The organism is Schleiferia thermophila, from assembly GCF_003337435.1.
In the GTDB taxonomy this organism is placed as follows: domain Bacteria; phylum Bacteroidota; class Bacteroidia; order Flavobacteriales; family Schleiferiaceae; genus Schleiferia; species Schleiferia thermophila.
Genome location: NZ_QPJS01000001.1, coordinates 140,513 through 153,416 on the forward strand (window position 1 = coordinate 140,513; position 12,904 = coordinate 153,416).

At 45.3% G+C, this 12,904-nt stretch carries 13 protein-coding genes; 3 read left to right on the top strand and 10 right to left on the bottom strand.

What is annotated here, in order from left to right; translation table 11 throughout:
* Positions 1 to 90 precede the first annotated feature (90 nt).
* From DES35_RS00675 to DES35_RS11770, 9 genes are all read right to left on the bottom strand, one after another.
* Positions 91 to 2,943, bottom strand: a complete 2,853-nt coding sequence (locus DES35_RS00675) for a helicase-related protein (RefSeq protein WP_114365520.1) — start codon at positions 2,941 to 2,943, stop codon at positions 91 to 93.
* Between the two features lie 1,205 nt (positions 2,944 to 4,148).
* Entirely contained in the window at positions 4,149 to 5,570 is a 1,422-nt protein-coding gene (gene pyk / locus DES35_RS00690; RefSeq protein ID WP_114365523.1) for a pyruvate kinase, read from the bottom strand.
* A gap of 58 nt (positions 5,571 to 5,628) precedes the next feature.
* Positions 5,629 to 6,114, bottom strand: coding sequence for an IPExxxVDY family protein (locus DES35_RS00695; protein ID WP_114365524.1), 486 nt, complete (start codon positions 6,112 to 6,114; stop codon positions 5,629 to 5,631).
* A complete protein-coding gene (gene rnc / locus DES35_RS00700) occupies positions 6,111 to 6,842 on the bottom strand; it encodes a ribonuclease III (protein WP_114365525.1) in 732 nt (243 codons plus the stop codon). The genes DES35_RS00695 and rnc overlap by 4 nt, the downstream gene beginning before the upstream one ends.
* Positions 6,842 to 8,098: a beta-ketoacyl-ACP synthase II gene (fabF, locus tag DES35_RS00705; protein ID WP_114365526.1), complete on the bottom strand. Its 1,257-nt coding sequence runs from the start codon at positions 8,096 to 8,098 to the stop codon at positions 6,842 to 6,844. Before fabF ends, rnc begins: the two co-directional genes overlap by 1 nt.
* Before the next feature lie 32 nt (positions 8,099 to 8,130).
* Positions 8,131 to 8,370 carry an acyl carrier protein gene (locus DES35_RS00710; protein ID WP_037357651.1) on the bottom strand — a complete coding sequence of 80 codons (240 nt, stop codon included), beginning with the start codon at positions 8,368 to 8,370 and terminating at the stop codon, positions 8,131 to 8,133.
* A gap of 181 nt (positions 8,371 to 8,551) precedes the next feature.
* Positions 8,552 to 9,421: a bile acid:sodium symporter family protein gene (locus tag DES35_RS00715; protein WP_114365527.1), complete on the bottom strand. Its 870-nt coding sequence runs from the start codon at positions 9,419 to 9,421 to the stop codon at positions 8,552 to 8,554.
* Between the two features lie 75 nt (positions 9,422 to 9,496).
* Positions 9,497 to 10,795, bottom strand: coding sequence for a deoxyribodipyrimidine photo-lyase/cryptochrome family protein (locus DES35_RS00720; RefSeq protein WP_211306519.1), 1,299 nt, complete (start codon positions 10,793 to 10,795; stop codon positions 9,497 to 9,499).
* A gap of 34 nt (positions 10,796 to 10,829) precedes the next feature.
* Positions 10,830 to 10,997, bottom strand: a complete 168-nt coding sequence (locus DES35_RS11770) for a deoxyribodipyrimidine photo-lyase (protein WP_211306520.1) — start codon at positions 10,995 to 10,997, stop codon at positions 10,830 to 10,832.
* Positions 10,998 to 11,069: 72 nt separating this feature from the next.
* Between DES35_RS11770 and msrA the strand changes: the two genes are divergently transcribed.
* The 3 genes from msrA to rpmF all read left to right on the top strand — a co-directional run bounded on the left by msrA (position 11,070) and on the right by rpmF (position 12,536).
* The gene (msrA, locus tag DES35_RS00725; protein ID WP_244906305.1) at positions 11,070 to 11,633 is read left to right on the top strand and encodes a peptide-methionine (S)-S-oxide reductase MsrA; all 564 of its coding nucleotides are present in this window, start codon (positions 11,070 to 11,072) and stop codon (positions 11,631 to 11,633) included.
* A gap of 136 nt (positions 11,634 to 11,769) precedes the next feature.
* Complete coding sequence (locus DES35_RS00730; RefSeq protein ID WP_114365529.1) at positions 11,770 to 12,336, top strand: YceD family protein; 567 nt, start codon at positions 11,770 to 11,772, stop codon at positions 12,334 to 12,336.
* Positions 12,337 to 12,344: 8 nt separating this feature from the next.
* Complete coding sequence (gene rpmF, locus DES35_RS00735) at positions 12,345 to 12,536, top strand: 50S ribosomal protein L32 (RefSeq protein ID WP_037357654.1); 192 nt, start codon at positions 12,345 to 12,347, stop codon at positions 12,534 to 12,536.
* Between the two features lie 64 nt (positions 12,537 to 12,600).
* Here the strand turns inward: rpmF and DES35_RS00740 are convergent, their stop codons facing one another.
* A complete protein-coding gene (locus DES35_RS00740; RefSeq protein ID WP_125039381.1) occupies positions 12,601 to 12,852 on the bottom strand; it encodes a hypothetical protein in 252 nt (83 codons plus the stop codon).
* Positions 12,853 to 12,904: the final 52 nt, after the last annotated feature.

The following is a 12,904-nucleotide window of genomic DNA, read 5'->3' on the forward strand; positions in this document are numbered from 1 at the left end:
TTACGCCCGATCTGCAAGGGGAATAGGAGCCGCAGACCGGCCCCCGGCTGCCCGCTGGAAGCAGCCGGGGGAGGCGCCCAAAAGAAAAAATTATACTTGTGTGATTTTGAGGGTGTTGGTCATTCCTTTTTCATAAATGGGCATGCTGGCGATTTGGATGATGAAGTCTCCGCGGTTGAGCAGGCCGTTGTCGAGGCAGATTTGGGCAATGTCGGCAAAGGATTCGTCGGTGGTGGTCATTTTGTCGTCTAATTCAGTGCCCACCACTGTCATCAGAGCCATACGGTTTTCAACCCTTGATTTCAGGTTAAGATAATCTTCGTAGTTTTTGCCCGGCCAAAAGTTGATGCCGCGAATGGTTTTGTTGGGCGAGCCAATACGGTCAATACGTCCCATTCGCTGAATTAAGCGTACCGGATTCCAATGTATATCGTAGTTTACAACGGTGTCGCAATCTTGTAAGTTTTGTCCTTCACTTAAACAGTCGGTTGCAATTAAAACATCAATTGGGTTATCAATTTTGTATTGAGTGTCTTTGTCGTGCTGCTTGATGATTTCCAGCCATTTTTTATATGGCACTTTCCATTTATCAGCTTCTCGGTAATCATCTGAAAGGTTGATTTTTTCATACAAGTCAGACCAATCTTTTTCATTGTAAAGCTTGGTAAAAGGAGCAAATCGTTCCAAAATGGGTTCAAACTTGTCGCCTGAATAGCCATCAAAAGTTTCGCTGATAGAACCTGAAACAAAAGCTACATTAGGAATGCCTCTTTTCTTTAGTTCATCGTATAGAAATTTAGCAGTGTCCTTAAACACGGTAAATACCAGCACTTTCTTATTATCAGATTTCTTTTGCTTGTTGGTGATGTGTTCGATGAGTTTATTGAGTTTTTCATCTTGAGCCTTTTTAGCGTTGAAATCGGCTTCATATTTATCCAAACTTGTTTTTAGTTTAGATAGCTTTTTGATGTCGGCTTCTAAATGCCTTTTGAATAGGTCTATTTGCGTAATGGCAGAAAGTGGAATTGGTTGTTTTTTGCCCAGTGTGATGGGTTCTTCTGTTTCACTATTTATTTCGGCTGCTGTTTCGTCAATTTCTTCTTGCTCTTCTTCGGTCAAATCGTCTTCTATAACACTATCGGTTTTGCTTTGAATATATTGATTGATTTTATTCAGCGCGTTGATGTGATGATTCAAAATATTTTCAACCGTGCTTTTAAATGAAAACCAACTTGATTCCAATCGTTTTATCAAAAGGATATACATCATCTTAACGAGGAACTTTTGGCGTTGCTTTTCATCTTCCAGCACACTCTTAGGTTGAATATCTTTGATATAATCTGCGGGTCGGTATGCTGTTAAGTTTACAGAAATAGCGCTCAATATGTCGTCAAATGATTTCAGGTCGCCAATGTTTTCGGGTGTTATAAACTCATTGATAGGGTTTTCTTTTTTCGGGAAATTCATTTCACCAAATTCGCCTTCAATCAGTTTTCGGGTTCTTGCTACAATTAAAGCATCTGTGAGCTTTTCAAACTTTTTTGGAAGCTTGGCAATAAAGTCAGCAATTTTTCTGTCGTCAAGGTTAGCCCATTCGCTAAAATCTTTTTGAGCGGTCTTAAAAATATTTTCAAGGCTTTCAATTTCTAAATCGGTTTGTTTAAATCCATCGTCAAGTCCTTTGGTCATCAGTTTAAACTGATTGCGAATGTCCATCAGTTTGTTGTTGATTGGCGTTGCCGAAAGATGCATTACTTTTACGTCTCTGCTTTTGTTTTCGGGCAACAATATTTCATTAATGAGGAATTTGTATCGAGAAGATTTGTCGTTACGCAGGTTGTGGCTTTCGTCAATTACAATGAGCAACTTTGGTCTTGTCTTGAAGTAACGTAGTGTTTTGTCGTTGTAGCAGTCAAAACGACCTTCCTGCAAGTCGGTGTGATAGCGGATATAAAAATCAATTTCGTCTTTTTCAAAACGGCTTTGCTGCCCGATTTTGTATTGCTGCCAGTTGTTTGCGAGCTTTTTAGGACAAAGCAATAAAACCGTGTAGCCTTTCAGTTCAAAGTATTTCATCACGGCCAAGGCGGTCCATGTTTTTCCTAAGCCAACGGCATCGGCTAAAATGGCTCCATTATACTTTTGGAGCATTTTAATTAAACTGATTGCTCCTTTTTGTTGATAGGGGAAAAGCGATTTGTAAATAACAGTTTCTTCTAAATGAGCTATTTCACGTTTGAATTCGGCATCACCCGAAAGTTCCATTATGTCGTCCTTAAACATTTCGTAAAGGACTTTGAAATACAAGTCGTGTGGTGTGTATTCTTTGTAGAGTTTTTTTATTAGTTCAATGATGTATTGTTTAACTTCTATCTGGTTTTTGTTGGGCAATTCGATAATTTCCGATGCCACTTTTTCCCATTGCTCCTGAAACCACTTTTTTAAGTTTTTAAATTCGTCTTCATAATCGTGTTTGGCAATGTTTAATTCAATGTTTGAACTGTCTTTAATTCCGAGTCCGGCATCTGTCAAGTTAGAGCTTCCAACAATGAAATAGTTTTTGGTTTTAGTTTTATCGGTGTAGAGATAGGTTTTTGCGTGGCAAAAATTCTTCTGAATGTTTTTTACAGATACTTTGTCCTGTTGCAGAAAGGCAACGGCTTTTTGAGCCGATGTGCTTAATGAAAGTGTCGAGCTAATGCCGGTGTCGCCATTTAGCAAGTCAATCACTTTGTTGATTTGTGATTCTTCTTGCATAAGATTGCCCAAAATCAGTCGGAATTTTTCCACTGAATTGATGTGGTCTTTCATTAAGGCCAAAGCGTTTATTGTAAAGTATCCGGTGACAAGGTCAAGCGAACCGTTTTCGGTGTTTGCTTTTATGAAGTCGAACACTTTGTAGTGTTCATTGTCGTCTGTTTTTGTTTTGTTATCTAATAGCATTTTAATATCAAGAATTTGGCTCGTGAATATCGCAAATTATCATTACATGTTGGCAAAAAAGTGGCTCTTTGGCCTTTGCCTGAGGAGTTGGATTGTGTGGTGGTTGCACGAGCCAATGTACCATTTGCGGGCTGGCATAAAACTGAATAGAAGAAAGTGTACAATGGGAAAATATTAATACACGGAAAGGTCGGCTGTGAGCGTCGGAATTCTGGTGTTGTCAACATTTCGTTTTTCTGTTTTTTTACAAGGGGTTGCTTTTTATTTGGGTATTATCATTTACTTTTTTGGTTGTTTTCAACGTTTTGGCCTTGCGTAAGGGAGGGTTTGGGGGGTCAAAATTGTCAATTTGCTTTGTGCTGCTGTAGCAATGCAACGTTGGGGTGTGGGCGTATCCTGTGGGTCAGTCGGCGTGTGGTGGTTTTGTTCTGTTTTATTGTCGACCCTTTGGTGCTGTTTTTTCTGGTCTTGTGTTCATTGAAATGGTTTCGGGATTCTGTGCCATATACCGGCACAGTGGTGCATATCTCCAGATGGTTCTGCAAGTAGTTTTCGCCGACAGGATGTTTTCATCAGTTTATGAAAAAAGAGTTGTTTTTTATGTCTGGCCTTATGGACGGGTGTCTTGTGGAAAAAATTGTATGATTTGCCTGTCTATGGAGCGAATCTTTCGGTTTGAGGATGGTATTTACTTTCTGGATTTTGGGACTTTGAAATTTTTATTTTTTATGGCGATGATGGCAAAAAATGTCGGCCGTACTGAGGAGTGGCGAGTTCTTTGGGGCCTTGCATTTTACTTTGCTTACAAGAAAAATATTTTCAATTTAGACTTATTGAATTGTGGCTAATAGTGCAAAGGAGCGGTGTACGATTGGTGATAAGGGTTTGTGACGGGTTGAGTGGAGGAGTTTTTTGTGAATGTACTCCAAATGGGGGGTTTTCGGGTTGCGGAACGGGGAGCAGATTTGTGAGGGTTGATTTTTTTGGGTTAGATGGGTGGTTGCTGCGGTGGGGTGAATGCGCCAGGGCGGAGGCGGATATGAGCCGCAGCAGGCGGGCAGAGTAGCCTCCGTGCGAGGAGGCGGAGCGACAGCGAGCCACCGCAGCGCGAGAGGCTACGCCCGATCTGCAAGGGGAATAGGAGCCGCAGACCGGCCCCCGGCTGCCCGCTGGAAGCAGCCGGGGGAGGCGCCCAAAAGAAAAAATTATACTTGTGTGATTTTGAGGGTGTTGGTCATTCCTTTTTCATAGATGGGCATGCTGGCGATTTGGATGATGAAGTCTCCGCGGTTGAGCAGGCCGTTGTCGAGGCAGATTTTGGCAATGTCGGCAAAGGATTCGTCGGTGGTGGTCATTTTGTCGTAGTAAAAGGCTTTGACACCCCAGACGAGGCTGAGTTGTGTGAGGATGTCGCGGTTTGCGGTAAAGACGAGGATGTAGGAGTCGGGTCGGTGGGAGGATATTTTGAAGGCTGTGTATCCGGAGTGCGTCATGGTGAGGATGCCCATGGCGCCGATTTGGTTGGAGATTTTGGAGGCGTTGTAGCAGATGGAGTCGGTGATAAAGCGTACGGAGTGATAGGTGGGGATGCTGTGTTCGAGCTGAGGGCGGAGGGTTGAGTCTTCTACGTGTTTGATGATTTTGGCCATGGCTTCGATGACCTGAACGGGGTATTTGCCTACGGAGGTTTCGCCGGATAGCATGACGGCGTCGGCTCCGTCGAGCACGGAGTTGGCTACGTCGTTGACTTCGGCGCGGGTGGGGGTGAGGCTGTTGATCATGGATTCCATCATTTGGGTGGCGATGATGACGGGTTTGGCTTTGGCGAGGGCTTTTTTGACGATGAGCTTCTGGATGAGGGGGACGCCTTGCATGGGGACTTCGACTCCGAGGTCGCCACGGGCTACCATGAGGGCGTCGGTTTGGTCGATGATGTTGTCGATATCGACTATGGCTTCGGGTTTTTCGATTTTGGAGACGATGCGGGCGTGGCTTTTGTTGTGGTCGATGATACGGCGCAGCTCTGCGACATCGGTGGCTGAGCGTACGAAGGAGAGTCCGATCCAGTCAACTTTTTCGTCGAGGGCTACTTTGAGGTCTTCGAGGTCTTTTTCGGTCAGACAGGGCAGGGATATTTTGGTGGAAGGCAGGTTGACGCCTTTTTTTGATTTGAGGGGTCCGCCCTGGATGACGCGGGCTTTGACTTCGTCGATTTTGTTGGTATCGATGACTTCGAGGATGAGTTTTCCGTCGTCGAGGAGTATTTTTTCGCCCAGTCGGACGTCTTGCGGAAATTGTTTGTAGGTCATGTAGACGCGTTGGGCGTTGCCTACGCAGTAGTGGTTTGTGAAGGTAAGGGTGTCGCCGGGTTGTAGTTCTATGCCTTCTTCTACTTCTCCGATTCTGAGTTTGGGGCCCTGGAGGTCGGCGAGGGTGGATATGTGGAGGTTGTGTTTTTGGTTGAGTTCTTTGACGAGTCGGATGTAGTGGCGAGTGTCTTCGGGCTTGCCATGGGAGCAGTTGATGCGAAAGACACTGACGCCGGCTTTTGCCATCTGGAGCATGATGTCGGGCTGAGCGCTGGAGGGTCCGAGGGTGGCTACGATTTTGGTTTTGTTGAAGTGCATGGTTGGGTTACTTAGTGTATTTGGTACGCAAATGTAGGCTGTTTTGATGTGGTGGAAGTTAAAAGAACAGGAGGTGGGACCAGTATTTTGACCTGGAGGGGTCGAAAGGTTGGATGTGGGTGATCAGTGGGAGTTGGCGTAGGGCGTGGGTTTCGGCAGAGATGTCTACATCGGTGGAGCTGAGCAGGAGCCAATAGTTGACTTGCTTATGGTCGGGTATGAGGTGGGTTTTGGATTCGGTGTCGGAGTTGCTGAACAGGTCGCTTTGGGTGGGAGTGGAGCCAGGTGGCAGTGGTTGAGGGGCTGAAAGATTGCTGACGAGCATCCAGACGGAGAGTCTGTCGGGGTCGTCATAGGAAAAGGCGCTGAAGTGGTATTCTTGTCCATTTTTGTGCAGGAGGGTGTGGTCGGGTATTCGATGCAGGCAGATGTCGAGGGTGGAATTGATGTGAAAGGCGAGTTGATAGTCTTTTAGTGCGGTGAAGATCTGAAGACATTGAAATTGGGGCTCAGTGTCTGAGAGTTGTAGGATGTTTCGTTTCAAGAGAGATTTAGTTTCCTGATGGCGATTTTGGCGGCTTCTTCTTCAGCGGATTTTTTAGTAAGTCCTGTTCCTGAGCTGATGAGTTCATTGTTGATATAGCAGCCGATTTCAAAGGTTTGATGATGGCTGCTGCCCCAGGAATCGATGAGCTGAAAGGTCAGGTGTTTTTTGCTTTTTTGTGCCCATTCGTGTAGATAGGCTTTGTGGCTATTGATTTTTTGTACGATTTCGTCGATGGAAATGTGTTTGGCCATGATTTGCCGGAGGATGAATTTTTCGGCTTTTTTGTAGCCTCTGTCGAGGTAGATGGCTCCGATGAGGGCTTCCAATACATCGCCGTAGAAAGATTTGGGCAGGTTTACAGTTTCTGTTTTCTTATGCCGGATTAGGGAGGGGATATTTAGGTTGATGGATATTTGGTGCAGGTGGTTTCGGTTTACGATTTTGGCTCTGACTTCGGAGAGGAAGCCTTCTTTTTTTTGGGGAAATCGATGGTAGAGAAATGAGGTAATAACTGCGCCGAGGATAGCATCGCCGAGAAATTCGAGCCTTTCGTAGTCTTCCAAATTTTGTCCTGGCTTGGAGAGGCTTCGGTGATGTAAGGCTATCTTGTAATGGGTGAGCTGCAGTGGAGTGATGCCCGTAATTTTTTTTAGGGCCTTTTTGAGGCTTTTGTCGGTGCCGACTGTGATAAAACCGGATAGGGATTTTATCCAGTTGGTGACCATTAATGGTATTTTTTGAAGAGGATGCTGGCGTTGTGACCGCCGAAGCCAAAGGTATTGGACAGGGCGGCACGGACGGTGCGCTGCTGTGCTTTGTTAAATGTAAAGTTGATGGCCGGGTCGAGGTCGGGGTCGTCGGTGAAGTGATTGATGGTGGGTGGAACGAAGTCGTGGCAGATGGCAAAGACAGTAGCGAGTGCTTCTACAGCTCCTGCACCTCCGAGCAGGTGGCCAGTCATGGATTTGGTGGAGCTGATATTGAGCTGGTAGACGTGGTCGCCAAAAACTTTTTGGATGGCCTTGACTTCGGCAATGTCGCCCAGGGGTGTTGAGGTGCCGTGTACATTGATATAGTCGATGTCGGCGGGGGACAGGCCGGCATCTTCGATGGCATATCGCATCACATTGGCTGCGCCAAGACCGTCGGGATGTGGGGCAGTAATGTGGTGTGCGTCGGCTGAGAGGCCAAAGCCTGCTACTTCGGCGTAGATTTTAGCGCCTCTGGCCAGGGCATGCTCCAGTTCCTCTAGAATGAGGCATGCACCTCCTTCGCCCATTACAAAGCCGTCGCGGTCTTTGTCAAAAGGTCGGGAGGCTGTTTCAGGGGAGTCGTTTCGGGTGGAGAGAGCCTGCATGGCATTGAAACCTCCGATGCCTGCTTCAGTGATGGCTGCTTCTGAACCACCGCTCACCACTACGTCAGCTTTGCCGAGCTTGATCATGATGTAGGCATCGATCAGGGCATTGGTTGAAGAGGCGCAGGCAGATACTGTGGAAAAATTGGGACCTCTGAACCCGTATTTAATAGAGATGTGGCCGGGTGCGATATCGGCTATCATTTTGGGTATGAAAAAGGGATTGAAGCGGGGTGTACCGTCACCCTTGGCATATTCTACTGATTCTTTGAGGAAAGTATCTAGTCCTCCGATGCCCGATCCCCAGATGACACCCGTACGGTCAGGATCGAAAGATCCTTCCCTATCGAGACCAGCATCTTTGATGGCCTCATCAGCACAAACCAGTGCAAAGTGGGTAAATCGGTCCATTCGCCTGGCTTCTTTGCGGTCGATGAACTGATTGACATCAAAATTTTTTACTTCACAGGCAAAACGTGTTTTGAATTTTTCGGTATCAAAGGCTGAGATGAATGATGCCCCGCTGACTCCGTTTTTCAGACCACTGAGGTATTCCTGAGCGGTATTTCCAATAGGAGTAATAGCTCCAACACCGGTAATTACTACACGTCTTGCCTGAGTCATAAAGAATATTTTGATTAACTAATACGATGATTTTAGCCTTTCACGGCTTTTTCGATGTATTCGATTGCTTGACCAACGGTTGAGATGTTTTCTGCCTGATCGTCGGGAATCTGAATATCGAATTCTTTTTCAAACTCCATGATGAGTTCAACAGTATCTAGAGAGTCAGCTCCAAGGTCATTGGTGAAGCTGGCTTCCATGGTTACTTCATTCTCATCAACGCCAAGTTTGTCAACGATTATGGCTTTTACTCTTGAAGCGATGTCTGACATTGTGGTAAAGGTTTAAGATTTCGGGTGCAAATAAATGAACTAGTAATGGATTAGACAAAAAATTGATGTAGGCTATGGAAGTGGTCTAATAGTCTTTATTTCTTTGATAATTACCTCTTTGATAGTCAGTAAGAAGTCTACAAAATGACAACAAAATGAAAACTGAGATTAAATGTGAGAGTTAATTTATGGCTTTGTGCTTTCGGTTGAAAAAGAATATCATTAGTCCTCCTGTGAGAAACATTATCAGGGAGTACAGAGCTGGCGCTACGGTCATGGCCGGATTTTTCAGCAAGGTAGCGGTAATTACGATGCCCAAGGTGCCGTTTTGAATTCCGGATTCAATGATGACAGAGATTTTATCTTCGGTGCTAAGTCCAGCCATCAGACCGGCGATCCAACCGATCAGCATGGTAGCCAGGTTGAGCAGAAGGGCGGCAAGGCCTGCAGTGCGAATGTATTCGGGTAGATTTTCGCGTTCTTTAAGAATAGCAGCAAGGACGATCAAAGCAAAAACGACAGCTGAGAAAATACGCATGGGCCTGTCTGCCCTTGACGCAAATTGAGGAGCTTTATATCGAATCAGCATGCCAATTGAAACTGGAAGGAGTGTGATGCCAAATATTTGAATCATAGTGGTGCCTACCGGCAACCTGATTTCGGCTGTCTGGGACATGAAATGAGACAAACTAAGGTTGACAATCAAGGGAATGGTAAAAATGGTAATCACGCTGGTGATGGCTGTAAGGGTGATGGATAGTGCTGTATTTCCACGGCTCAGGTGAGTGATCAGATTGCTGGTGACACCTCCGGGGCAGGCCGCCAGCACCATTAAACCAACAGCTAATTCGGGTGAAACAGGAACGAATGTAACGACCAAAAATCCAATAACAGGCAGTAAAATTACCTGATTCAGAAGACCTGTGGCTACAGATTTGGGAAATCTGACAATCCGGGTAAAATCGTCCGGTGTAAGGCTCAGACCCAGGCCTAGCATGATGGCAGCCAGAGATAAAGGCAGGAATACTTCTGTAAGTACATTTGTTTGCATAGCGGATTCTTTACGCACAAAGAAAGTGTTGATCAGCTTGTAATGCAATTCTTTGTCCGCTACATGTGCCGGACCTCAGTTGAGAAGATTGTCTGTTCGCTGGTCAATGTTTCGGGTCGAAGTAGTGTGGCGGGCAAGTATTCTTTGGCTTTCTTTTACTACAGCGGGCCATTTTTGTGCCTGGTGCAGAAGTTCCTGGGCCTTCTTGTACGCAATCCCAAGGTCGAGTATAGGTTTTGGGTAGTCTGCGCCATATTTAAAATTGTACAGCATTTCATCCATGGGCATGGTTTTCCATGGCTCAATGGCCAGCGGAGCTGGAAGCTCAGCCAGTTCAGGTACCCATTTTTTTATAAATGCAGCCTTAGGGTCGTGGTCCAGAGCTTGTTTTACAGGATTGTATATGCGTATGGTATTGATACCCGTCACTCCGGCCTGCATCTGAAACTGCGGATAGTGAATGCCGGGTTCGAAGTCGATAAATTGTCTGGCCAAATGATGGACACCCTCTCTCCAATCGTGGAGCATGTAGTGGCAAAAAAAGGATACCAGCATGGCCCGCATTCTAAAATTGAGATAACCAGTCTGGTTAAGACAGCGCATGCATGCATCTACCAATGGGATACCGGTGGTGCCTTCCATCCATGCTTTGATATGAGAAGGGTTGCTTTGGTAAGGGAAATCGAGATATCCTCTGTTAACGGGTTCAAATTCCATCCTGTCTTCGGATTCGAACTTTTGAATAAAGTGGCAATGCCAATGCAGCCGGCTGATAAATGCCCGCAGCGGAAATTTGACAGTGTCTTCGGATTGGTACTTTTTGATGGCAAGTTGATAGACTCTTCGCAAACTTACACATCCCCACGCTATGTAGGCCGAAAGACGGCTACAGCTTTGTCTGCTCTCTTCCGGTTTTGAAATATGTCTGCTGTAGGACGTGTAGCGACTTTGCAGAAGGGATTCCAACTGAAACAAAGCCTGCGACTCCCCCGGTGATTGAAACTGTGAGGAATATGCTGTCCAGCTTTTTATCAAATGTTCAGGTAGAGAGAATGGATTTTCGAAATTTACCCAGCCGCCATCGTATGTGGAAAGTCCGGGATCTTCTTCTGGTTTGTGCATAAACTCCTTCCATTTCCTGTCCCAGTCTTTGCGGTGGGTAAGGCCTCTGATGACGCCAAATTGCCTGTACTCTTGCCAATGAATACCCTTATGACGAAAAAAATCTTTCAATAGAAGATCTCGCTGATATGTTAACTGTACACCGGTCTCCTGATGCGAATGGACAGAAACTATAGCCAAATTCTCCGAAAGATGTGCAAAAATCTCTCGACAATCGCCAAAGCATAGTTCACACCGGATGCCAGCGGCCATCAGCTTTTGTTTTATTTCCAGTGCACTGAGAAATTCAAAGGCAAAATGCCTCTGGCTGTAGTCTGGATGCAGGATAAGATTTGGCTCGGCTATCCAAGATGACCAAAACGGTATGCTTAGAACGTATGGCCTGAGCAAGTGGTTTGTGGTCGTGAATGCGAAAATCTCTTTTCAGCCAGACTATTGAAATATGTTTTTCCAATCAAGCGTTTTTACATTCACATACTCAAACCAATGCAGGTGCACACCTGTTTAGAAAAAACAAAAAAAGACAATGGCTGTTATGCGGAATGTTTTTCTGATGATTTTTGCGGCAATTCATATGGTAAGTGGACAGAAAATGAATGACGACAAATACCAGAGAGCCATCCTGGCGTCAGGTTGCTTTTGGGGCACGGAGTATCACCTGAAGCGGATTCCCGGAGTGATCAGCACACGCTGCGGATATACCGGCGGACATGTGCCCAATCCCACATACAAACAAGTATGCACAGGTACTACCGGGCATGCCGAAGCAGTAGAAGTGGTTTACGACCCTACTCAGGTAAGTTTCGAAACCATTTGCAAAGTGTTTTTTGAAACTCATGATCCCGGACAACTCAACAGACAAGGGCCCGACATCGGTCACCAGTACCGCAGCGCTGTTTTCTACTTAAACGAAGAGCAAAAGCGTATAACCGAAAAGCTAATTGCCATCCTCAGAGAGAAAGGACATAAAGTAGTAACTAAATTAACCCCGGCTGGAGAATTTTATCCGGCCGAAGACTACCATCAAAATTATTACGACACCAAAGGCACTACGCCCTATTGTCATTTTTATGTAAAAAAGTTTGATTAATCCACAGCGGTGGAATGAATTTGTTAAAAATGCGAATCGCATCAGGTAATAGCTGATTAAAATGTGTTACCTTTGCGGGCTCTGAAATCCATGTAGTAAAACATTTCACTCAACTCAAAGACAACTATTTGCAAAGATGATGAGAAAAGATGAACGCTGGCTTAGAGAGTTCGACATTCCATTTGTCGGAATGAAGCTTGGTGTTCATCAATTCGAATACGATTTAACCGACGATTTTTTCTCGCACTATCCGGAGCAGGAGTTTCGCAATCCCAGGCTTAAAAGTTTGGTCAATTTTGAAAAAAAAACCAACATGCTGCTGATTGATTTCAAAGTCAGTGGAGTGGTAGAAGTCGATTGCGATATAAGCACCGAACCTTTTGACCTGGAAATTAACGGTGTCTGGCATTTGATCGTAAAGTTCGGAGTAGAAAATACACCCGAAGAGGATGGGGTGATGACGTTAAAACACGAAGAGCACACCATCAATATTTCGCAATTTATCTACGAGACAGCAGTTCTGGCTGTACCCTTGCAAAAAATTCACCCAGGCGTGAAGGACGGTTCTCTGGACAATGAAGTATTGCGAAGGCTTGCCGAGCTGAGAGTGGAGACCTTACCCGGCGAACCTCAAGCAGAGCCCGATAACGCCCATGATCCCCGCTGGGACAAATTAAAAGACTTGTACAACAAATTAAATTAGAATACACCATGGCACATCCCAAGCGCAGACAGTCAAAAACCCGCAGAGACAAGCGCAGAACACACTACAAGGCTGAAGTACCAACCATAGCCGTATGCAATGTAACCGGCGAAGCTCACCTCTGGCACAGAGCATACTGGCATGAAGACAAACTGTACTACAAGGGTAAGGTACTGCTCGATAAGTCAGCTACTACATAGCAGTATACCCATTTGACTATTACCAGGCCGGCTATAAGCCGGCTTTCGCCGTTTTGAGGCAGATTTATTTGCTTTCTTCCCATTCGCTGGTGTGGGAAAATTTCAGATGTGTATTGTCTTGATACCATTGGTTTTCATACGATACCGGGGGTACATAAGCTTTGTCCCGCAATATCAGATAGACCAGCCATATCAGTACAAGGGGCGATATCGAAAACAAAAACATCCCCAAAGCATAATATCCACTCAAATAAAAAACAGGACTTAGGATGCCGCACAACAGGTGAAGAAATGCGACTGGAATAATTTTTTTCATTTTACTTTTTTTTTTAACAACCATCGGTCTTGCAGTGTTTTACTGCATTGAT